This window comes from Pseudomonas sp. AE27 (assembly GCF_037113495.1).
Classification (GTDB): Bacteria; Pseudomonadota; Gammaproteobacteria; order Pseudomonadales; family Pseudomonadaceae; genus Aquipseudomonas; species Aquipseudomonas palmensis.
On record NZ_CP146966.1, the window covers coordinates 530837 to 550383 of the forward strand.

Genomic DNA, 19547 nt, shown 5'->3' on the forward strand with positions numbered 1-19547 from the left:
TCAATCGTGTTTCTTCATCAGGTGCGGCGACAGGTTCAGCCCCCTGGCACGGCGCAGGCGCAACCGGCTGCGGCGCCAGGACCAGACGCCCAGGTACAGCGACAGCAAGCCCAGGCCCAGCACCACGGCAGCGCCGGGGCGGTTGTTGTTGAGCTCGCCCAGCGCCTCGGCATGGCCCAGCAGGCCAGCGACGCCGGCCATGGTCAGGAGCACGCCGAGTATCGCCAGCAGTGCCGAGAACGCCGTGGCCAGGCGTGCGCCCCAATTGCGTTGTTCGCGGGGACGCAGGCGCCTGGCGTCGAAACTGGATAACTTCATTCCGACTTTCCTCAAAGGGTATCCGGGGTTGGACCCGAACGCCCCAGAGTGGTTCCACTTGCCTGTCGGGTGGTCAGATCAGGCTGTTGACGGGTGCGACACAGGCAAAGTTGTCGGCCATGATCGCCATTTCGCTCTGCTGGATCTGTGCGGCCGGGATCACGCCGTCCTTGAACGGCAGGTCGCGGGTGGCGCAGCCGTCTTCGACCAGGGTGCAGCGATAGCCGTAGTCCTTGGCGCGGCGCACGGTGGTGCTGACGCTGGAGTGGCTCATGAAGCCGCACACGATCAGGTCCAGGTGGCCGTACTTCTGCAGCGTCTCGTGCAGGGTGGTGTTCTTGAAAGCGTTGGGCATGCGTTTTTCGATGACGACTTCATCGCCCTGCGGCTCCAGGCCCGGAATCCACTCGCCGCGCGAGCCCTGTGGGTCGAACAGGCCACCCACGGTGCCCAGGTGGCGCACATGCACCACGGGCCGGCCAGCCTTGCGTGCAGCCTCGAGCAGTTTGCCGATGTTGGCCACCGCTTCGTCCATGCCCGACAGCGCCAGGGGCCCGCTCAGGTACTCCTTTTGCGCATCGATAATCACCAGGCTGGCGTTGCTCAGCTTGGCCGGCGGATAACCGCGACCGCTGAGGTGGAACATCGTCGTTGGAACGGACATCAGGGGCTCCTTTGGATAGGGCTTTTCACCTATTGTCCCCTGCTTGGCGACTTATGTGAATGGCTTAGCGTGCATGTGGTGTGGATAGCGGCCTGCAGGCATGAGCACAATTGCGGCCAGAGGCGTATTGGCGGGCCCATTTGTGTTCCAGGCTGTTAGAATTGCCGGTCGTCTTTAAAGGAGTCTGCCCGTGATCACTTCCCGCCTGCGCACCCTGCGCGACCACATCCGTTGGGCTGTCAGCCGTTTTCATGAGCAGGGGCTGTTTTTCGGGCATGGCGCCGACAACGCCTGGGACGAGGCACGCCTGCTGGTGCTGGGTTCGGTGCATCTGCCATGGGAAGTGGCCGACGCCTATCTCGATTGCCGTCTTGAAGACGACGAGCTGGTCAAGCTGCAGCGCCTGCTCAAGCGACGTATCGAAGAACGCGTGCCGACCGCGTACCTGCTTGGCGAGGCGTGGTTCTGTGGCATGTCGTTCATCGTCGACGAGCGCGTGCTGATCCCGCGCTCCCCCATCGGCGAACTGATCGAAAAACGCTTCGAGCCATGGCTGGCTGCCGAACCCGCGCGCATACTCGACCTGTGTACCGGCTCCGGCTGCATCGGCATCGTCAGCGCTGACGTGTTCCCCGAGGCCGAGGTGGTGCTGGCCGACCTGTCGTTCGAGGCGTTGGAAGTGGCCAACCAGAACATCGAGCGCCATGGTCTTGAGGAACGTGTGTTCACCGTGCAGGGCGATGGGTTCGAGGGGTTGCCGGGGCAGCGTTTCGACCTGATCCTGTCGAACCCGCCATATGTCGATGCCGAGGATTTCGCCGACATGCCCCAGGAGTACCACCACGAGCCGGAGCTGGGCCTGGCCTGCGGCAATGACGGTCTGGACCTGGTACGGCGCATGCTGGCCGAGGCGGCGGATCACCTGACCGAGAAGGGCCTGCTGATCGTCGAGGTCGGCAACAGCCAGGTGCATGTCGAGCAGTTGTACCCGGAGGTGGATTTCGCCTGGCTGGAGTTCGAACGTGGCGGGCACGGGGTGTTCATGCTCACGGCCGAACAATGCCGGCAGCATCAGGCGCTGTTTGCTTCGCGGGTGTAAGGGATACAGGTTTCAAGCCTGTCGCGGGTCAAGCCCGCCCCAACAGGGCGCATTGCCGTGTTGGGGCGGGCTTGACCCGCAACGCTTTCAGCGGTTGGTGGCAATCCAGATCAGCAGCCCGGCCTGGAATACCGCAAAGGCCACCAGGCAGGTGATGGTGAAGCGCAACCCGCTGTCTTCGCGGCGGTACTTGTTGACCCGCTCATCGCGCTCGCGCAGTTGTGCTTCCTTCTCCTGCAGGTTCTGCTCGGCCTGCTGCAGCATGCCCGCAGCATCCAGGATGTCTACCTTCTGTACCTTGTCGGTATTCCAGCCACCCTTGAGCTGACCTGCCTGGACTTCCACGCAGCGTCCCTTCAGGTGCTGCGCATCGGCGTACTCGACCTCCAGGCCATGACTGCGCAGCACCTGGTCGCGGCGCAGGCGTGTGTCTTCGTTGAGTGCGTCCTTGTTGGCCAGGGCCATGCCCTCGACCCGGTAGTGCGACCACTTGCGCTGTACCCAGTGCACCGCCTGCGACAACAGGAAGCGCCCCAGGCCACGGCTGACCGGCTCGATCTGCAAGCCACTGTCGGGGCCGATCTTGATCTGGTGCAACTCGTGGTCCACCCAGATATCCAGGCGATTCTGCTCCTTGCGCACCTTCTGCCCAGGCAGGCGCACTTCCATGCGCAGCAGGCTGTGGGTCTTGTTGTGCCGTTCGGCATAACCGTACTGCACGAAGCGCAGCGGCCGCGCGCCGGTGTTGCGGTCGGTGGGCTGCGGGGACAGGCGCAGCATCTGGAAATGCTCGGGCACAACATCCGCCCAGGGCAGCGAGGCCGCTTCCGGGGCTGGCGATTCGTCGGTCGCGTCTGGGGCGTCCTGGGGGGTGGCTTCAGTCATCACGGCGGTCCTTTTGTGCACAGCAGGCGGGTCGCAAGGGCGACGCCTGCACCGGCTTATCGGCCGCTTTGCGCAAGACTGGAGACACAATTTGCGCCAATTCGCTTCATGCCGCCGGCAATCGACGAATGAACTCGACGATCCGCTCGCCCAGGGCACTGGCCAGGGGCAGCTCGGGGTTGTTGTAGCTGTCGCGCTGCTGGCTCATTTCACGCGGGCTGATGCGCAGCATGTGGTTCATGCCGTCGATCAGTGCCAGTTCGGCGTCCGGCTTGGCAGCGTGCAGGCGCTCGGCATCCTCGACCTCGACCTGGACGTCGTTGCGCCCCTGCACGATCAACGCCGGCAAGTGGAGGCGGGCGAAGGCGGCGGCCGGGTCCTGGCGAAACAGCGAGATCAGGTACGGCTGCACACTGGGGCGAAACACGTCGCGCAGGTGCAGCGGTACCTGGGTGCTGGGCTGGCCGGCCTTGAGCTGCTCGATCAGGCGTACGGCCTGGGCTCGCTCGGTCGCCGGCAGGCGTTCACCCAGTTGCTCGCGCAGTACCTGATCGACCGGGCGCCCGCTGCCTGCCACTGAAATTACCGCGCTGGCGCCGGCCTGTTCGGCCGCGAGGCTGGCGATCAGTGCGCCCTCGCTGTGACCCAGCACGATCAGCGGGCCGAAGCGCGGGTCGGCCTTGAGCAGATGGCCCCAGGCAACGGCATCGGCCACATAGCGCTCGACGCTGAGGTTGCGCTCGTCGGGGGTTGCCGCGCGGCTGGCGGCCACCCCGCGCTTGTCGTAGCGCACGCTGGCAATGCGGTTGTTGGCCAGCAGCAGGGCCAGGCGCTTGAGGTTGTCGATACGTCCGCCGGCGGGATTGTTGCCGTCACGGTCCGTGGGGCCGGAGCCGGCGATGATCAGCACCACCGGTGGCGGCGTGTCGCTGCGCGGCAACAGCAGGCTGCCGTGCAGGGTGCCGTCGTCGGTCACCAGGCTGATCGGTCGTTGCAGTACCGTGGGGGCAGCAGCCTGGGCCAGGCCGGTAAACAGGAGGAACAACAGGGCGAACGTGCGCAGCATCATCAGGCCATTAGCGAGGAGGTGGCGTTTTGACTCGTCCGGCGGCATTAGGTTCGCGCCCGGAGGTGATCTAAGGGTATACCCTGCGTATACTGGTTGGCCTTGTTACCATCCAGTTAAAAATCAGGCTGAACGCGGAGCGCCCTGCATGTCCGGCAATACCTACGGCAAGCTGTTCACTGTCACCACCGCTGGCGAAAGCCATGGTCCGGCGCTGGTCGCCATTGTCGATGGCTGCCCTCCGGGCCTGGAGCTTTCGCTGGCCGATCTTCAGCACGACCTGGACCGGCGCAAGCCCGGTACCAGCCGGCACACCACTCAGCGCCAGGAGCCCGACGAGGTCGAGATTCTCTCTGGCGTGTTCGAGGGCCGTACCACCGGCTGCGCCATCGGCCTGCTGATTCGCAACACCGACCAGAAGTCCAAGGACTACTCGGCGATCAAGGACCTGTTCCGCCCGGCCCACGCCGACTACACCTATCACCACAAGTACGGCGAGCGCGACTACCGTGGCGGCGGCCGCAGCTCGGCCCGTGAAACCGCGATGCGCGTGGCTGCCGGTGCCATCGCGAAGAAGTACCTGGCCACCCAGGGCATCCGCATCCGCGGCTACATGAGCCAGCTGGGTCCTATCGAAATCCCGTTCAAGACCTGGGAGTCGGTGGAGCACAACGCCTTCTTCAGCCCCGACCCGGACAAGGTGCCGGAGCTGGAGGCCTACATGGACCAGCTGCGCCGTGACCAGGACTCGGTGGGTGCCAAGATCACCGTGGTCGCCGAAGGCGTGATGCCCGGCCTGGGCGAGCCGATCTTCGACCGCCTCGACGCCGAGCTGGCCCATGCGCTGATGAGCATCAACGCGGTCAAGGGCGTGGAGATCGGTGCCGGCTTCGATAGCGTGGCCCAGCGCGGCACCGAACACCGTGACGAACTCACCCCCGAAGGGTTCCTCAGCAACAATGCCGGCGGCATCCTGGGGGGCATCTCCTCGGGGCAGCCGATCATTGCGCACCTGGCACTCAAGCCGACCTCCAGCATCACCACGCCGGGCCGTTCCATCGATGTGGATGGCAACCCGGTGGAGGTCATCACCAAGGGCCGTCACGACCCCTGCGTCGGCATCCGTGCCACCCCTATCGCCGAGGCGATGATGGCCATCGTGCTGATGGATCACCTGCTGCGCCACCGCGGCCAGAACGCCGATGTGCGGGTAGCCACCCCGGTACTGGGCCAGCTGTAGTGCACCTGCCCGACGTCGACGCCACGGCCCGCTGAGCCGTGGCGCCGATTCCCTACTGGCGGCTGTCCAGCTTCTACCTGTTCTATTTCGCCTTGCTGGGTTCGACAGCGCCGTTTCTGGCGCTGTATTTCGATCACCTGGGGTTTTCCAGCGCGCGCATCGGCGAGTTGGTGGCCATCCCCATGCTGATGCGCTGCGTGGCACCGAACCTGTGGGGCTGGTTGGGCGATCGCAGCGGCCAGCGCCTGCTGATCGTGCGTCTGGGGGCCTTGTGCACCCTGGCCAGCTTCTCGTTGATCTTCGTGGCCAAGAGCTACGCCTGGCTGGCGCTGGTAATGGCCCTGCACGCGTTCTTCTGGCATGCGGTACTGCCGCAGTTCGAGGTCATCACCCTGGCCCACCTGCAAGGTCAGACTGCCCGCTACAGCCAGGTGCGGCTGTGGGGGTCGATCGGTTTCATCCTCACCGTGGTGGCCCTGGGGCGATTGTTCGAATGGTTGAGCCTGGACATCTACCCGGTGGCGCTGGTGGCGATCATGGCTGGCATCGTGCTGGCCAGCCTGTGGGTGCCCAATGCCCAGCCGCCAGGCCAGCACGAGCGCAGCGGTGGTGGCGGCTTTCTCAGGCAACTGGCCAGCCCTGGCGTGGCCGCGTTCTACGTGTGCGTGGCATTGATGCAGTTGAGTCACGGCCCGTATTACACCTTTCTCACCCTGCACCTGGAGCGCCTGGGCTATGCCCGCGGCACCATCGGCATGTTGTGGGCGCTGGGGGTGGTGGCCGAGGTGCTGATGTTCCTGGCCATGAGCTGGATCCTGGCGCGGTTCTCGTTGCGTCGGGTGCTGTTGGCGAGCCTCTTACTGGCGGCCTTGCGCTGGTGGCTGCTGGGGACCTTTGCCGAGCATCCGGGCGTGCTGCTGTTCGCCCAGTTGCTGCACGCCGCCACGTTCGGCAGTTTTCACGCGGCCGCCATCGCCTTCGTGCAGCGCAGCTTCGGCGCTCGCCAGCAGGGCCAGGGGCAGGCGCTGTATGCGGCCCTGGCCGGTACCGGCGGTGCGCTGGGTGCCCTGTATTCGGGCTACAGCTGGAACGCCCTGGGCGCCACCATCACCTTTAGTATTGCCAGCGTCGCGGCGCTGGTCGCAGCCGTTATCATTGCGTTTCGAATGACAGAGGAAAAGGCCCCATGAGCAGCCTGAGCGTGTTTCACCAGTCCACCCCGGACATTCCCAACAAGGTGCTGACCCACCTTGAAGACATCGCCGCGACACTGGCCGAGCAGGGAATAAGGTTCGAGCGCTGGACGGCGCAGTCGCCTGTGCAGGCCGATGCTGGCAAGGCCGGTGTGCTGGCCGCCTACCAGGTGCAGATCCACCGGCTGCAACACGAAGGCGGTTACCGCGCCGTCGACGTGATCAGCGCCAGTGGCGATCCGATGAGCGAACTGCTGGACGAACATGTGTATTCGGATGACCTGGTGCGTTTCTTCGCAGCCGGGCGCAGCCTGGTCAGCGTGCGGGCAGGGGATTACGTGCATGCGGTGGTGTGCGAGAAGGGGGATCTGATCGTGGTGCCGGCGGGGTTGCGGGTATGGATAGATGGCGGGGACAACCCGCACTTCGTGGCGGTGCGACTGTTCAATCGGCCTGAAGGGGTAGTGGCGCAGTTCACGGGGGAGAAGCTGGCCGAGCGTTACGCGCGATTGGACGATTGATCACGCCGAGGCCACTGGCTTGCAAGCCAGCGCTCACAGGAACCAAGGTGATCCTGTTGGCACTGGCTTGCCAGCAAAGGCCGCTACGCGATTCAGCGATAGGTCGGTAGTGCGAACCGCTGTTGGCTTTGCAGCATCGAGATCACCGGCAGCTCGCTGGCCTGCTCGGCCAGGTCGCGGCGGATCGCGCTGATCGCCCACGACAGTTGCTCGGCACTGTGCAGCTGGCCATACGAAATCGAGCGCTTGACCTGTTTGCCGTCGGCGGCGCGCAACGTCAGCAGTACACCGCCATCAGGGCGAGCCTGGGTGGTGACGTCGTAGGCGGAAAATACCGAGGCGAATTTTTGCTGGATGAGGTCCATATCAGCTCCTGACTGTTGTGTGGCAGACATGAAGTGATAGGTGCAGCGACCGTGCCAGTTTTCCTTGATTAAAAAAAGCTTATAAAACAATGACTTAAAGTTAGCGTACAGAAGGGGTGCCGTGCATTCTGCATGGTCGTGCAATTTGCACAGTGCATTTTGCAGTGCCCTGCGGCCAATAGATTCGCTCTGTCGTCCTCATGGGATTTGCGAGGTTGACCCAAAGCCTTCCCTGACAAAGACTTGGGCTCTACCGCAGCCAGGAGGTTCCCGATGACCGACCACCCAACCCCCACCCCGATGAACGACGATGAAGCCGCAGCCTTTGCCGAAGAAGTGTTCGATCGGGCGCGCAAGGGGGACGCCGACATGCTTGGCCGTCTGCTGGAGAAGGGCCTGCCGGTCAACCTTCGCAATGGCAACGGCGACACGCTGCTGATGCTTGCCAGCTACCACGGCCACCTTGAAGCGGTGAGGGTGCTGCTTGAGCACGGCGCAGACCCGCAGATTGCCAATGACAAGGGCCAGTTGCCGATTGCCGGTGCCGCTTTCAAGGGCAACCAGGCGATGATCGAGCTGCTGGTGGAGAAGGGCGCGCTGATCGATGGAGCGTCTGCCGATGGCCGTACCGCGCTGATGCTGGCCGCGATGTTCAACCGCACCTCCATCGTCACCTACTTGCTCGGCAAGGGCGCGAACCCCAATCACCGCGACGCGCAGGGCGCCACCGCACTGGTTGCCGCGCAAACCATGGGCGCACCCGACACCGTCGCCCAGTTGCAGGCGCTGGCCGGCTAACTGCCAGGGGGCTTTTGCGGCTATCCTTGGCGACTTTTTTCGCCTCGCAGGGCCCCCGCATGAAAAACCAACTGGTCGAACTCATCGGCAAAATCAGCTCCGGCTGCCTTCCGGACGCCGAAATCGAGCGCATCGCCGATGAAGCGGCGCAGGCCTATGCCGACCCGCAGGCGTTCCTGGCGGCCAACCCCGACATCAACTACGACGACACCTTCCCGATCCCGCTGGGGGAGTGGGTGGTGATCGGCAGCCTGCCCGATACCGTGCTGTTCCAGGCCGACACCTACAGTGACCTGTTCCAGCAGATCACCGACTCGTTCGGCAAGGACGTTGCCTTCAACATCAAGCCCAAGCAACTGGTCAAGGTCGAGCCGCTCACGGCACTCAACCGCATCCAGGTGCAGATGGGCAGCATGAACAAGGAAAACGGCGGCTACACCCTGGTCAACATCAGCCAGTTGCTGGACGACGAATTGCAGATGGTGCTGGTGTACGGCAACGACGTGCCGCGGGTGCTGGAGCTGTGCGCCGAGGTCGGCATCGCCGCGGCGCCTGCCCTGGAGGCGCTGCGGGTCGCGGTACACGTCTAGCCCAGCGCGGTATCCAGGAACATCATCACCGCGAAGCCGCCCATCAGGCCCAGGGTGGCCGAGGTCTGGTGGCCATTGCGGTGGGTTTCGGGGATCACCTCGTGGGATACCACGAAAATCATCGCCCCGGCCGCCAGGCCCATGCTCACCGGGTAGGCAATGGCAAAACCGGTGGAAATGCCCAGGCCGATCACTGCCCCGATCGGCTCCATCAGCCCCGAGCCGACCGCCACCAGCGCAGCCTTGAGGTTGGACAGGCCGGTGGCGCGCAACGCCAGTGCCACGGCCAGGCCTTCGGGAATGTCCTGGATGGCGATGGCGGTGGTCAGCGGCAGGCCCACGTTGAGGTCGCCGTTGGCAAAGCCCACGCCGATGGCCATGCCCTCGGGCAGGTTGTGCAGGGTGATCGCCAGCACGAACAGCCACACCCGGTTGATGCGTTCCGACTGTGGGCCGCAGGGGCCGGTGCTTTCGTGCTCATGGGGCGTGAAGCGGTCCAGGCCCAGCATCAGCAGCACCCCCAGGCCCATGCCGACCACCACGGTCAAGGCCGCGAAAGGCCCGTTGCCGGTGATTTCACGCGCAGCCTCCAGGCCCGGCAGAATCAGCGAAAACGAACTGGCGGCGAGCATCATGCCGGCGGCGAAGCCGAGCATCACATCCTGCGAGCGGGCGCTGACGTCGCGCAGCACCACCGCCAGTACCGCGCCCAGCGCCGTGGCGCCAAACCCTGCCAGGCCGCCGAGCAGGGCCATGTGCAGGTTGTCCTTGTTGTCGCCATGCACCGCGTTCCAGGCACTGGCGACCAGCAGGCCGAGCACGGCGAGCAGGCTCAGGGCCAGGCCGGCACTGAGCCATGGGGTGGCCTGAACCTGGTGCAGCCAGGCGCTGCGCAGGGAGGTCGGGTTGGCGTTGGCGGAGCTTTGGGCGGGTGGCATGGAGGCCTCTGTGGTACGGAGTCGATCAATCGAGTGTAATCACTGCGCGGCGTGTGCGACGAGCGGTTCGCCGCTATGGGGCCGATAGCCAGCTACGCTGAAGGCAGGTTCAATCATGGGAGTATCACCATGGGGTCGACGTTCAATGGGTTGGTGGGGCTGGTCATTCTGGCGCTGGATATCTGGGCGATCATCAACGTGATCAAGAGCGGCGCCAGTGGCGGGGCCAAGGTGCTGTGGATCCTGCTGATCCTGCTGCTGCCGGTGCTGGGCCTTATCATCTGGGCGATTGCCGGGCCACGGGGCAACGTAAGGCTGTAGCGCCAGTCCAGGCTCTTGTGGGCGTGGGCCTGCCCGGCGATGCGGCGGCTCAGATCAACCAGGCGCCCTCAAGCTGCAACAACTGCTGCTTGCGCTCCAGGCCACCTGAAAACCCGGTCAGGCTGCCGTCGCTGCCAATCACCCGGTGGCACGGCACGATCACCGCCACCGGGTTGGCGCCGTTGGCCGTGCCTACCGCGCGTATCGCCTTCGGCCGCCCGACGCGCTGCGCCAGTTGTGCATAGCTGGTGGTGGTGCCATACGGAATCTGCTGCAGCGCCCACCACACCGCACGTTGGAATTCGGTACCCCGTGGCGCCAGGGGCAGCTCGAAACGCTGGCGCCGACCTTCGAAATACTCATCGAGCTGTCGCGCCACCGTATCCAGCTGCGCGCCCGCCGGCTGCCAGCTTTCGGCCAGTTGCCAGGGGTGGGCGCTGTCCATGTGCAGCAGGTGCAGACCTTGTTCATCACCGGCCAGCAGCAACTGGCCGATAGGGCTGGGGTGGTAGCGAAAGTACATGGTGAGTGGCTCCGGGCATGTCTGGCCCACACGATACCCGAACACTGAGCTATTGTTCGAGGCGCGGTCTTCAACATAATTTTCACATTCGATTGCTGACAATCCGCGCGCGAATTTCCGTTCGTCCAAGGGCCACGCAATGTCCCGGCCCTCATAAAAATCTGAACCCTAGGGATCTTCCTGTCCATGGCTAACACGGATGCCTTGAGTCATCAGCGAGCCGCTTCGCGCCCGTTGCTGCAACCAACGCTCAAATCACACCTCGCCTATACCTTGCTGTGCGGCCTGGTGATCATGCTGATGCTGAGCCTCGTGCGCCTGGCGCTGCTGCTCTACAACAGCGACATGATCGGTGACACCCCGCTCTCGACCGTCGCCGAAGGCTTCCTCAACGGCCTGCGCTTCGACCTGCGCGTGGTGGTATACCTGAGCATTCCGCTGCTGCTGGCGATCCTCAGCGCTCGCGCCATGGCCGCCCGTGGCCTGTTTCGCGTATGGCTGACCCTGGCTTCCAGCGTGGTGATGTTCCTCGGCCTGATGGAGATGGACTTCTACCGCGAGTTTCACCAGCGTCTCAACGGCCTGGTGTTCCAGTATGTGAAGGAAGACCCCAAGACCGTTCTGAGCATGCTCTGGTACGGCTTTCCGGTGGTGCGCTACCTGCTGGCCTGGGCCTTTGGCACCTGGGTGCTGAGCCTGCTGTTCAAGGGCATCGACCGTCTTACCCGCCCGCGCGGCGAGTACTCCAGCAACGTCGCCGGCCTGCGCAGCGTGGCGCCCTGGTACCTGCGTGGCGCGGTATTCGTGGTGATCCTGCTGGTGGCCGTGATCGCCGCCCGTGGCACCTTGCGCCAGGGCCCGCCGATGCGTTGGGGTGACGCGTTCACTACCGACTCCAATTTCGTCAACCAGCTGGGCCTTAACGGCACCCTGACCCTGATCGACGCCGCCCACAGCCGTTTTGGCGAAGACCGCGGCAACATCTGGAAGGCCACCCTCGACCAGAGCCAGGCCCAGCAGACCGTGCGCGACATGATCCTGACCGAGCACGACCAGCTGGTGGATGCCGAAAGCGCGGCGATCCGCCGTGACTTCACCCCGCCTGCGGCCAACAGCCTGCCGATCAAGAACGTCGTGGTAATCCTGATGGAGAGCTTCGCCGGCCACTCGGTGGGCGCGCTGGGCAGTACCACCAACATCACCCCGTACTTCGACAAGCTGGCCAAGGAAGGTCTGCTGTTCGACCGTTTCTTCTCCAACGGCACCCATACCCACCAGGGCATGTTCGCCACCATGGCCTGCTTCCCGAACCTGCCAGGCTTCGAATACCTGATGCAGACGCCGGAAGGCGGCCACAAGCTGTCCGGCCTGCCGGCGCTGCTCAGCGCCCGCGACTATGACGACGTGTACGTCTACAACGGCGACTTCGCCTGGGACAACCAGTCCGGGTTCTTCGGCAACCAGGGCATGACCACCTTCATCGGCCGCAATGACTTCGTCAACCCGGTGTTCTCCGACCCGACGTGGGGGGTGTCCGACCAGGACATGTTCGACCGCGGTGCACAGGAGCTTGCGCACAACTATGGCAAGAAGCCGTTCTATGCCCTGCTGCAGACCCTGTCCAACCACACTCCGTATGCGTTGCCCAAGGACCTGCCGGTGCAGCCGGTGACCGACCAGGGCCGCCTGAACGAGCACCTGACCGCCATGCGCTACTCGGACTGGGCGCTGGGCCAGTTCTTCGAGAAGGCGCGCAAGGAGCCGTACTTCAAGGAGACCCTGTTCGTGATCGTCGGCGACCACGGCTTCGGCAATGCCCAGCAGGTCACCGAGCTGGACCTGGGCCGCTTCAACGTGCCGCTGCTGCTGATTGCGCCGGGTATCCAGGAAAAGTTCGGTGCGGTCAGCCACACCGTGGGCACCCAGGTCGACATCGTGCCGACCATCATGGGCCGACTGGGGGGCGAAACCCGTCATCAGTGCTGGGGGCGTGACCTGCTCAACCTGCCGGCCGGCGATGAAGGCATCGGCATGATCAAGCCATCGGGCAGTGAGCAGATCGTCGGCCTGGTGCAGGGCGATCGCATTCTGATCCAGTCCAAGGACATGTCGCCGCGCATGTACCGTTACCAGCTTGGGGCCAACTTCAAGGCCGAGGTGATCGAAAGCCCGGACCAGGCACAATTGAGCCGCAAGCTGGAGTCCTACATCCAGACCGCGACCAAGAGCCTGCTGGACAACACTGCCGGCGTGACCCACAGCACGCCGCAATGACGCACGGGCTGTTGCACTGACCAGGACCCCGGCTTGCCGGGGTCTTGGCTTTTCGGGCCGTGGGTGCTCAAATCACGCGCCTCAGCAAGAGGGGCCGACAGCGGTCCCGCAAAAAGGATGTTTGCGTGCGTGTGTTCGTGTTGCTGGTTTGCCTGTGCCATTCGATCCAGGCGGTGGCTGATGCCGTATCGCCTGCGCCCGAGATGGCTCAGGAATGTGTAGGGCGCTCGCACTTTGTGGTACCGGCCAGCCTGGAGTGGCAAATGAGCGGTCTTCGCCTGGGCGAGCCGTTCGCCCGCTTCATGCCTGGTGGCGATACGTGGCAGGCCGACTACGGCGCACCGGCGTTCTCCGGGGAATCGCACCTGGTCACCATCGATGTGAGCCCGCTCACTACCCGTGAGCCCGCTCACTACCCGTGAGCTGTACGACCGCCTCAAGGATCGTCTGGTCCTGAGCCGGGCCAATGCGCAGGGCGAGTACATCATGGCCGAGCAGACACGTATCGGGAACCTGATGACCCCGTACCTAAAGGCCCAGAAGCCGAGCGAGTACCACGCCTTGAACGAACGGTACAAGGCACTAGCGCGCACCTTCGAGCGCATCGACAAGATCCCCGGTGAACGGGCGTCGCTCGAGGCGATGATCGCCGACTTCGCGGGCAAGGGCTGGCCAGTGGACACGCTGCAGGCGCGGCTTGAGCGGCTCAACCGTGAAGACGCGGTGTACCCCGTCTCCGATCGCTTCAAGTGGCAAGTCCTGCCGGACTTTGCCCTGGAGGATGGCTATGCGGTGTACAACGAGCATGGGTTGACCGTGGTGCTGTGGCGCCAGTCGCGCGTCTACAAGCTCAACTTCGGTTACATCGAACGTGGAGTGAGCAACGAGCAGGTGCTGCAGCGGTTGGACCCGCATGTACGCCGTGTGCTCGCCGCCTTGCGTCCACGCGCCGCCTTCGAAGTGCCTCGACAACCGGGTATATGCCTGCCGTTCGGCTTTCTGGCCGATGACGGTACAGCCCCCTATGTGGTGCGCGCCGCGTGGTTCGGGCGGCACCAGGAGGCGGTCCGCTACGACCTTCAGGTGGCCAGCCAGTCGCTGCGCGAGCAGTTCGAGGCCCGGCGGGCCGCTGACCTGTCGCTCGATCGCGCTGATTTCCCCGTACTTGAGCAACTGCCGGAACGCCAGTTCCGGCTGGGGCAGATGACCATCCTGCAAACCACCACGCTGACCAAGTGGTACCTCGAACACGAAACGGATCGCCGCGAAACATTCCAGCTGCGCGCAGCGCACCTGGGCGCCTCGCCCGTTCCTTCGATGATCCTGCAGGTGGACCAGTTGCACAGCCGCGACGGCCTGAGCCTGAAGCTGTTGGAGACAGAAGCCGTCGAGATACTGGGGCAGGTACAGGCCCTGCCGAACGCACCGCAAGTGGCACAGAAAAGGAAACGTACATGAAGTCGTTACACATGAGCTGGATGTGGCTGGCGTTGCTGGCAGCGCCCCTGTCGGCGCTGGGTGAGCCGGGTTACCAGACGCCGCCGGGTTGGCGTACCGAGTGCATGGGGCGGGTGCAGTTCGATGTGCCCAAGGAGATTGCCTGGCACCTTGCCGGCGGCTACTGGCAAAAGCCGGACTTCGAACCCGTGCGCCCAACCATCGCCCCGGGTGGCCAGCAGATCATGTATGGCGAGGGCGTGACACCCGAGCAGACCTACCTGGTGAAGATCGAAGTGAGCCCCGTGACGGATCGCAATGTCTTCGATCGCCTGCAGCTTATCCACGGGCCTAATCGCGGTTCGGCGCAAACACGCGTGGTACGTGCGCAGATCGACGCGCTGCAAGCCCAGATCGATGCAAAAAAGGCTGACGACGAAGACTATTCCACGTTGCTTGAACAGCATCGCGCCCTGGACGACACCATTACGCGAATCAACTGGGTGAGCACCGAGTTGTTCGTACTCAACGACATGATCCGCGAGTTCTCGGCCACGGGGCGCCCCACCGTCAAACTGGAGGCTGAACGCGCAGCTTATCTCGAGGAACAGGCCAAGTGGCCGACCGACGCATTGTTCGAGCAAGAGCGCTTTCTGGACCTGGGGATTGCAGATACGTTCGCCGACTGGGTGCCGGGTGAGATGACGGCCCATCTCTGGCGTAACCAGCGCATCTATCGCTTTGTATTTCATGCAGGGTCGGACGCTGCCGGCGTACCGGTCTCACTGGAACGTGTCGAGCCCAGGGCCCGTGCCTTGCTGGCGGCCTTTCGAACCCGCGAGCAATACGAAATCCCGCAGCAGCGCGGCTTTTGCCTGCCGTTCGGGTTCATTGCCGACGATGGCGCCCCGCATCATTCGATAACGCTGGGCTTCAACCCCGTGGGCAACCCGCACCTGCTGCACCGCCTGAGCATGGGGCGCGAGATCAGGAAAGACGCCGATTTCATGCCGAAGCTGTTGGAGCAGGTGATTTCCAGGCGGTTTCCGACGCTCGTCCAGACCGACATGTTCGGCCCGCTGCGCGTGCTTGTCGGGGCCCTCGACGGCAACCTTCGCGGTGCGCGCTACAAGGCCTATGATGCGTACCACAAGCCGGTGGATTACGAAACGTTCACGCTCGACGGCGACGCTCCGCCCACTGGATACCAGCCTGGCGTGGGGCTGACGGTGCTCGATGATCATTCCCAGCCGCAGCTTGCGTTCGAGCGCACCCGCGTCGATATGCTGCAGACCCTGAAAAGCATCCGGGCGCTGCCGGGCGGCCATCGTTTTGCGCCGCAGGCCGACTGAACAACCGCCCAGGCGCGGGGTCAACGGAAGGTAAGGCTGATTCACCCTGAGTCGCGTTACTGAGGAGAATCCAATGAAAGCGTGGGTAATTACCTTTGTTGACCAGAAAGGCGAAAGGACCTCGCTGTCGTTTGACGCCGAGCAGCAGCCCAGTATCGAAGAGGCGGCTCGGGTGATTCGCGCCCACCTCTATCCTGTCGTGGACAAGGCGGACCTCAATGATTTCGAGGGCCGCGTGTCGATGCCCACTGCCGAATGGCTGAAGCAGGACAGCGGCGTGGAGATCAAGGAAATCAAAGAACAGCCCTGAGCGCTCGCGCTACTGGCATACCCTTGTGATTGGCGCTAGTCTGCAGCCAGGGTCACGGGTTATTTACCCAGCCGGCCCTTTTCCCTTAAACCATCGCTGCATCCGCTACATCCGCTCGAGTTGCCCACCCACGTTTGGCAGGGTGGGTCAGTGCGTAATGCACTGAAAGTCTATCCATCGCGACGAGGAGGACGATTCATGAGCAGCCCGTATGAGGACATCAGCAGCACGGTTCTACGCCGCATGAAAGAAGGCGGTTTCGATTTTGCCCAGATCCATCCCATCGAGTTCTATGCGGTGTTCCCGGACGAGGAGCGGGCGCGCAGGGCCGCAGGCAAGTTTCGTGGTGAATCGATCAACACCCAGATACGCGAAAGCGACGAGGGGTGGCAGCTGGAGTTGAGCAAACTGATGTTCGCCACCTATGGCGGCATCGGCGAGTTCGAGCATGACTTCGAGCTGGCAGTTTCCCCTTTGGGCGGCCAGATACAGGGCTGGGGCGTCAAGCAGGAGCGACTGCTCGCCTGAACCTGTGTATCCGCGGGGCGGCCATGCCGCCCCCATCCATTTTCAGGGTACTTCCACCCCGGACCGCTTGCGGCTGGCCATGTGCGCCAGGTACCCCAGCAACTGGTCCAGTTCTGCGTCGCTGATCACCGTTTCGGCAAAGCCGGGCATGCGCGCCTGTGGCCACTGGCGCAGGCTTTGCGGGTTGCGGATGTAACGGCGCAAGAACGCCGGCTGGAAGTACTCGGTGGGGTTGAAGGGCATGTTCAGGTCGGGCCCGAACTGCGCATCGCCGGCACCGTTGAGTCGGTGGCAGGCCAGGCAGTTTTTCTGAAACACGGCAAAGCCCAGGTTGACCGGGTCGTTCTCACGCAGTTGCGGGTCTGGCAGCAGTGCCGGGAAGCGCGATGCCACAGGGGCCAGGCGGCGCATGGTGGCAAGCTGGAAAGGCCATTGTTCGGGGCTGATCCGGCCTGCCTGCGGTTGGGTCCACACCAGGTAGAAGGGCCCGGCGCTGCCTTTGCCCTTGCTCAGAGCTGGCCATGGGTGGGCGGGGTCCTCGATGGCCAGCCAGGCGCGTGCCGGGCCGTTGCCGAGCAACGGGGCAGCGGGCAGTTCGGCGGCAAAGCCATCCAGCGCCACGGCCTGCAGATGATCGCCGGGGGCTACGCCCTCCAGCAGCGCCACCATGGGCACGGCGCGGTAGTGCATGGTCTTCTTGTAGGAAACGTCACCGTCGATGCGGATATCCCGCGCCTGCGGGTGAGCCAGCAGTTGAGCGGTGCTCCACTGGCGCTCGGCGCCGCCCAGGTTCAGGGTCAGCTGTGCGGCGTGCAGGGGCAGGCTCAACAGCAGGATCAGGGCAAGGCAATGACGCATCGGGTGCTCTCCAACCATTCAGGCCGGCAGGATACACCAGCGTTGCGATGATGCCTGGTTACAGAACGGGTGGGCTTCAGCCGAACAGTCGTGTGAGGTTGGGCACGATCAGCAGCAGCGTCGTGGCGAAGAGGATGAGGCCGGCTTGACGTACTTTGGAGTGCTTGAACATGGCGGTCTGCCTTTTTGTTGTTATTCCTGAATGCCGTGTGGCGTCCTTGGCCAGGGTCCGTGATAACCCGCGAGCGCTGTCGAAATGTCCGCGTTGCCCCCGCATCGGACCTGCTTTGCTTCGATTACAACTAACCTTAGGGTCAACGTCACCCGTGTTTTAGAACGCTTTCGTATTAAATGGTGGGTTCTAAGGCACTACGGCTATGAGGCCAAGGGCCATCCGGCGACCATCCCTTCAGCTAGACACGTGCGTGCGCTCCGGGGCATGGCCTGCACAGTGTGACCGTTCGTCCGAGTGAACACTTGCCTCCGAGCGCCATTCGCGGCAGGCTCTAGCGACACTTTGTGCCTCATGTCGTTCGGGACTAAATCTATGTCGTTACGCATCTGCATCCTGGAAACCGATGTCCTGCGACCCGAGCTGGTCGATCAGTATCAGGGCTACGGACGGATGTTCGAGCACCTGTTCACCCATCAGCCGATTGCCGCCGAATTTCGCGTGTACAACGTGATGAACGGTGAATACCCCGACGACGACGAGGTGTTCGACGCCTACCTGGTGACCGGCAGCAAGGCCGACTCGTTTGGCGACGACCCGTGGATCGCCAGGCTCAAGACCTTTCTGCTGGACCGCTACAAGCGCGGCGACAAGCTGCTGGGCGTATGCTTCGGCCACCAGTTGCTGGCCCTGTTGCTGGGCGGGCGCAGCGAGCGCGCGCACCAGGGCTGGGGGGTGGGAACCCACCGCTACGTGATGGCGGCCAAGGCGCCGTGGATGAGCCCGCAGGTGGAGGAACTGACCCTGCTGATCAGCCACCAGGACCAGGTTACCCAGTTGCCCGAAAACGCCACAGTGATCGCCTCCAGCGACTTCTGCCCCTATGCCGCCTATCACATTGGCGACCAGGTGCTGTGCTTCCAGGGCCACCCCGAGTTCATCCACGACTATTCCCGTGCCTTGCTCGAGCTGCGCCAGCAGCACCTGGGCCCGGAGGTCTACAGCAAGGGCGTGGCCAGCCTCGACCAGCAACACCAGGGCACCACGGTGGCCGAGTGGATGATGCGCTTTGTCGCGCACAAGCCACAGGGCAGCGCGGCCTGAGGCCTACAGCCAGCCGGAGCGCTTGAAGCTGGCGAACAGTGCCGTGCAGCCCAGGGCGATGACCCCCAGCACGGTGAAGTAGCCGTAGTGCCAGCTCAGCTCCGGCATGTTCTGAAAGTTCATCCCGTAGATACCCGCCACGGCGGTGGGGAAGGCCAGGATCGCCGCCCACGCGGCGAACTTGCGCTGGGTGATGCTCTGGCGTGACGACTCCAGCAGCATGCCGATCTCGATGGTCTGGCTGGCGATGTCGCGGATGCTCGACAGGTCTTCCATCTGCCGCGTCACGTGGATCTGCACGTCGCGAAAATACGGGCGCATGTTCTTGTCGATGAAGGGGAAGGCCAGGCGCTGCAGCTCTTCGCTGATCTCGACCATCGGTGCCACATAGCGGCGCAAGCGCAGGATGTCGCGACGCAGGCCGTGCAGGCGGCGGATATCGTCTTCCTGCAGCGAACTGCTGAGTACGTTGTTTTCCAACTCTTCGATCTCGCTGTGAATCGCCTCGCTCACCGGCTGGTAGTTTTCAGTGACGAAGTCGAGCAGTGCATACAGCACGAAGTCTTCGCCGTGCTCGAGCAGCAGCGGCCGGGCCTCGCAGCGCTGGCGTACCAGGGCATAGGATTTGGAGTGGCCGTTGCGGCAGGTGATGATGTAGCCGTTGCCGGCAAAGATATGCGTTTCGATGAACTCCAGCCTGCCGTCCTGGCGTACCGGCGAATAGGTCACGATGAACAAGGCATCGCCGAAGGTTTCAAGCTTGGGCCGGCTGTGCTTTTCCAGCGCATCCTCGATTGCCAGTTCATGCAGGTTGAACTGGCGCTGCAGATTGGCCAGTTCCTGCGCGGAGGGCTCTTCCAGCCCGATCCACACGAAGTGCCCCGGTTTGCTGGCCCACTCGGCGCCCTCGTCGAGGCTGATGTTGGTGACTTTTCTACCGGCGCTGTAGACCGCTGCCGCTACGACTCGACCCATGGTTGTGCCTTTCCCC

General features: G+C 63.8%; 23 protein-coding genes. 14 read left to right on the top strand and 9 right to left on the bottom strand.

The window, feature by feature from the left end:
- Nucleotides 1–318: a hypothetical protein gene (locus tag V9K84_RS02475; protein WP_043862703.1), complete on the bottom strand. Its 318-nt coding sequence runs from the start codon at nucleotides 316–318 to the stop codon at nucleotides 1–3.
- Between the two features lie 73 nt (nucleotides 319–391).
- Complete coding sequence (locus tag V9K84_RS02480) at nucleotides 392–982, bottom strand: cysteine hydrolase family protein (protein ID WP_054915842.1); 591 nt, start codon at nucleotides 980–982, stop codon at nucleotides 392–394.
- Nucleotides 983–1172: 190 nt separating this feature from the next.
- On the opposite strand from V9K84_RS02480, the gene prmB reads away from it, so the two are divergent.
- Nucleotides 1173–2081, top strand: a complete 909-nt coding sequence (gene prmB, locus V9K84_RS02485; protein ID WP_054915841.1) for a 50S ribosomal protein L3 N(5)-glutamine methyltransferase — start codon at nucleotides 1173–1175, stop codon at nucleotides 2079–2081.
- A gap of 87 nt (nucleotides 2082–2168) precedes the next feature.
- On the opposite strand, the gene V9K84_RS02490 is transcribed toward prmB, so the two are convergent.
- Both V9K84_RS02490 and V9K84_RS02495 read right to left on the bottom strand, forming a co-directional pair.
- Nucleotides 2169–2966 (bottom strand): hypothetical protein, encoded by a 798-nt coding sequence (locus tag V9K84_RS02490; RefSeq protein ID WP_088514067.1) that lies wholly within the window; start codon nucleotides 2964–2966, stop codon nucleotides 2169–2171.
- A gap of 106 nt (nucleotides 2967–3072) precedes the next feature.
- Nucleotides 3073–4035, bottom strand: a complete 963-nt coding sequence (locus tag V9K84_RS02495) for an alpha/beta fold hydrolase (RefSeq protein ID WP_088514068.1) — start codon at nucleotides 4033–4035, stop codon at nucleotides 3073–3075.
- A gap of 145 nt (nucleotides 4036–4180) precedes the next feature.
- Here V9K84_RS02495 and aroC point away from each other — a divergent pair, with 145 nt between their 5' ends.
- The 3 genes from aroC to V9K84_RS02510 are packed head-to-tail and all read left to right on the top strand — an operon-like array spanning nucleotide 4181 to nucleotide 6986.
- Nucleotides 4181–5272: a chorismate synthase gene (gene aroC, locus V9K84_RS02500; protein WP_043862708.1), complete on the top strand. Its 1092-nt coding sequence runs from the start codon at nucleotides 4181–4183 to the stop codon at nucleotides 5270–5272.
- Between the two features lie 38 nt (nucleotides 5273–5310).
- Complete coding sequence (locus V9K84_RS02505) at nucleotides 5311–6462, top strand: MFS transporter (protein ID WP_088514069.1); 1152 nt, start codon at nucleotides 5311–5313, stop codon at nucleotides 6460–6462.
- Nucleotides 6459–6986 carry an acireductone dioxygenase gene (locus V9K84_RS02510; RefSeq protein ID WP_088514070.1) on the top strand — a complete coding sequence of 176 codons (528 nt, stop codon included), beginning with the start codon at nucleotides 6459–6461 and terminating at the stop codon, nucleotides 6984–6986. The genes V9K84_RS02505 and V9K84_RS02510 overlap by 4 nt, the downstream gene beginning before the upstream one ends.
- A gap of 92 nt (nucleotides 6987–7078) precedes the next feature.
- Here V9K84_RS02510 and V9K84_RS02515 read toward each other — a convergent pair whose 3' ends face one another.
- Entirely contained in the window at nucleotides 7079–7351 is a 273-nt protein-coding gene (locus V9K84_RS02515) for a DUF3509 domain-containing protein (RefSeq protein WP_043862711.1), read from the bottom strand.
- Between the two features lie 273 nt (nucleotides 7352–7624).
- On the opposite strand from V9K84_RS02515, the gene V9K84_RS02520 reads away from it, so the two are divergent.
- Both V9K84_RS02520 and V9K84_RS02525 read left to right on the top strand, forming a co-directional pair.
- Complete coding sequence (locus V9K84_RS02520; protein ID WP_054915837.1) at nucleotides 7625–8149, top strand: ankyrin repeat domain-containing protein; 525 nt, start codon at nucleotides 7625–7627, stop codon at nucleotides 8147–8149.
- A gap of 59 nt (nucleotides 8150–8208) precedes the next feature.
- Nucleotides 8209–8739 carry a hypothetical protein gene (locus V9K84_RS02525; RefSeq protein WP_043862713.1) on the top strand — a complete coding sequence of 177 codons (531 nt, stop codon included), beginning with the start codon at nucleotides 8209–8211 and terminating at the stop codon, nucleotides 8737–8739.
- On the opposite strand, the gene V9K84_RS02530 is transcribed toward V9K84_RS02525, so the two are convergent.
- On the bottom strand, nucleotides 8736–9677 hold the full coding sequence (locus tag V9K84_RS02530) for a ZIP family metal transporter (RefSeq protein WP_043862714.1): 942 nt from the start codon (nucleotides 9675–9677) through the stop codon (nucleotides 8736–8738). The two genes, V9K84_RS02525 and V9K84_RS02530, sit on opposite strands and share 4 nt — an antisense overlap.
- Nucleotides 9678–9806: 129 nt before the next feature.
- Here V9K84_RS02530 and V9K84_RS02535 point away from each other — a divergent pair, with 129 nt between their 5' ends.
- Complete coding sequence (locus tag V9K84_RS02535) at nucleotides 9807–9998, top strand: PLDc N-terminal domain-containing protein (protein WP_043862715.1); 192 nt, start codon at nucleotides 9807–9809, stop codon at nucleotides 9996–9998.
- A 49-nt stretch (nucleotides 9999–10047) separates the two neighbouring features.
- Here the strand turns inward: V9K84_RS02535 and V9K84_RS02540 are convergent, their stop codons facing one another.
- Nucleotides 10048–10521 carry a methylated-DNA--[protein]-cysteine S-methyltransferase gene (locus V9K84_RS02540; RefSeq protein ID WP_054915836.1) on the bottom strand — a complete coding sequence of 158 codons (474 nt, stop codon included), beginning with the start codon at nucleotides 10519–10521 and terminating at the stop codon, nucleotides 10048–10050.
- 186 nt (nucleotides 10522–10707) lie between these two features.
- Here V9K84_RS02540 and V9K84_RS02545 point away from each other — a divergent pair, with 186 nt between their 5' ends.
- From V9K84_RS02545 to V9K84_RS02570, 6 genes are all read left to right on the top strand, one after another.
- Nucleotides 10708–12795, top strand: coding sequence for an LTA synthase family protein (locus V9K84_RS02545; RefSeq protein ID WP_088514072.1), 2088 nt, complete (start codon nucleotides 10708–10710; stop codon nucleotides 12793–12795).
- A 125-nt stretch (nucleotides 12796–12920) separates the two neighbouring features.
- Nucleotides 12921–13217 (top strand): hypothetical protein, encoded by a 297-nt coding sequence (locus V9K84_RS02550; RefSeq protein ID WP_088514073.1) that lies wholly within the window; start codon nucleotides 12921–12923, stop codon nucleotides 13215–13217.
- Nucleotides 13195–14253: a hypothetical protein gene (locus V9K84_RS02555; RefSeq protein ID WP_088514074.1), complete on the top strand. Its 1059-nt coding sequence runs from the start codon at nucleotides 13195–13197 to the stop codon at nucleotides 14251–14253. The genes V9K84_RS02550 and V9K84_RS02555 overlap by 23 nt, the downstream gene beginning before the upstream one ends.
- A complete protein-coding gene (locus tag V9K84_RS02560) occupies nucleotides 14250–15584 on the top strand; it encodes a T6SS immunity protein Tli4 family protein (protein WP_088514075.1) in 1335 nt (444 codons plus the stop codon). The genes V9K84_RS02555 and V9K84_RS02560 overlap by 4 nt, the downstream gene beginning before the upstream one ends.
- Nucleotides 15585–15657: 73 nt before the next feature.
- Nucleotides 15658–15894 (top strand): hypothetical protein, encoded by a 237-nt coding sequence (locus V9K84_RS02565; RefSeq protein ID WP_043862719.1) that lies wholly within the window; start codon nucleotides 15658–15660, stop codon nucleotides 15892–15894.
- 198 nt (nucleotides 15895–16092) lie between these two features.
- The gene (locus V9K84_RS02570) at nucleotides 16093–16422 is read left to right on the top strand and encodes a ribonuclease E inhibitor RraB (RefSeq protein WP_088514076.1); all 330 of its coding nucleotides are present in this window, start codon (nucleotides 16093–16095) and stop codon (nucleotides 16420–16422) included.
- 42 nt (nucleotides 16423–16464) lie between these two features.
- Here the strand turns inward: V9K84_RS02570 and V9K84_RS02575 are convergent, their stop codons facing one another.
- Nucleotides 16465–17280, bottom strand: coding sequence for a cytochrome c (locus tag V9K84_RS02575; RefSeq protein WP_078479747.1), 816 nt, complete (start codon nucleotides 17278–17280; stop codon nucleotides 16465–16467).
- Nucleotides 17281–17827: 547 nt separating this feature from the next.
- On the opposite strand from V9K84_RS02575, the gene V9K84_RS02580 reads away from it, so the two are divergent.
- Complete coding sequence (locus V9K84_RS02580) at nucleotides 17828–18556, top strand: amidotransferase (RefSeq protein WP_043862722.1); 729 nt, start codon at nucleotides 17828–17830, stop codon at nucleotides 18554–18556.
- A gap of 3 nt (nucleotides 18557–18559) precedes the next feature.
- On the opposite strand, the gene V9K84_RS02585 is transcribed toward V9K84_RS02580, so the two are convergent.
- A complete protein-coding gene (locus tag V9K84_RS02585) occupies nucleotides 18560–19531 on the bottom strand; it encodes a magnesium and cobalt transport protein CorA (protein WP_043862723.1) in 972 nt (323 codons plus the stop codon).
- Nucleotides 19532–19547: the final 16 nt, after the last annotated feature.

Bases quoted from the DNA above. Each gene is read 5' to 3' on its own strand.
- V9K84_RS02510 (WP_088514070.1), top strand. From the start codon at position 6,459: ATGAGCAGCCTGAGCGTGTTTCACCAGTCCACCCCGGACATTCCCAAC.
- V9K84_RS02495 (WP_088514068.1), bottom strand. From the start codon at position 4,035: ATGATGCTGCGCACGTTCGCCCTGTTGTTCCTCCTGTTTACCGGCCTG.
- V9K84_RS02515 (WP_043862711.1), bottom strand. From the start codon at position 7,351: ATGGACCTCATCCAGCAAAAATTCGCCTCGGTATTTTCCGCCTACGAC.
- V9K84_RS02545 (WP_088514072.1), top strand. From the start codon at position 10,708: ATGGCTAACACGGATGCCTTGAGTCATCAGCGAGCCGCTTCGCGCCCG.
- V9K84_RS02560 (WP_088514075.1), top strand. From the start codon at position 14,250: ATGAAGTCGTTACACATGAGCTGGATGTGGCTGGCGTTGCTGGCAGCG.
- V9K84_RS02520 (WP_054915837.1), top strand. From the start codon at position 7,625: ATGACCGACCACCCAACCCCCACCCCGATGAACGACGATGAAGCCGCA.
- V9K84_RS02575 (WP_078479747.1), bottom strand. From the start codon at position 17,280: ATGCGTCATTGCCTTGCCCTGATCCTGCTGTTGAGCCTGCCCCTGCAC.
- aroC (WP_043862708.1), top strand. From the start codon at position 4,181: ATGTCCGGCAATACCTACGGCAAGCTGTTCACTGTCACCACCGCTGGC.
- V9K84_RS02490 (WP_088514067.1), bottom strand. From the start codon at position 2,966: ATGACTGAAGCCACCCCCCAGGACGCCCCAGACGCGACCGACGAATCG.
- V9K84_RS02475 (WP_043862703.1), bottom strand. From the start codon at position 318: ATGAAGTTATCCAGTTTCGACGCCAGGCGCCTGCGTCCCCGCGAACAA.
- V9K84_RS02540 (WP_054915836.1), bottom strand. From the start codon at position 10,521: ATGTACTTTCGCTACCACCCCAGCCCTATCGGCCAGTTGCTGCTGGCC.
- V9K84_RS02585 (WP_043862723.1), bottom strand. From the start codon at position 19,531: ATGGGTCGAGTCGTAGCGGCAGCGGTCTACAGCGCCGGTAGAAAAGTC.
- V9K84_RS02535 (WP_043862715.1), top strand. From the start codon at position 9,807: ATGGGGTCGACGTTCAATGGGTTGGTGGGGCTGGTCATTCTGGCGCTG.
- V9K84_RS02480 (WP_054915842.1), bottom strand. From the start codon at position 982: ATGTCCGTTCCAACGACGATGTTCCACCTCAGCGGTCGCGGTTATCCG.
- V9K84_RS02525 (WP_043862713.1), top strand. From the start codon at position 8,209: ATGAAAAACCAACTGGTCGAACTCATCGGCAAAATCAGCTCCGGCTGC.
- V9K84_RS02570 (WP_088514076.1), top strand. From the start codon at position 16,093: ATGAGCAGCCCGTATGAGGACATCAGCAGCACGGTTCTACGCCGCATG.
- V9K84_RS02565 (WP_043862719.1), top strand. From the start codon at position 15,658: ATGAAAGCGTGGGTAATTACCTTTGTTGACCAGAAAGGCGAAAGGACC.
- V9K84_RS02580 (WP_043862722.1), top strand. From the start codon at position 17,828: ATGTCGTTACGCATCTGCATCCTGGAAACCGATGTCCTGCGACCCGAG.
- V9K84_RS02530 (WP_043862714.1), bottom strand. From the start codon at position 9,677: ATGCCACCCGCCCAAAGCTCCGCCAACGCCAACCCGACCTCCCTGCGC.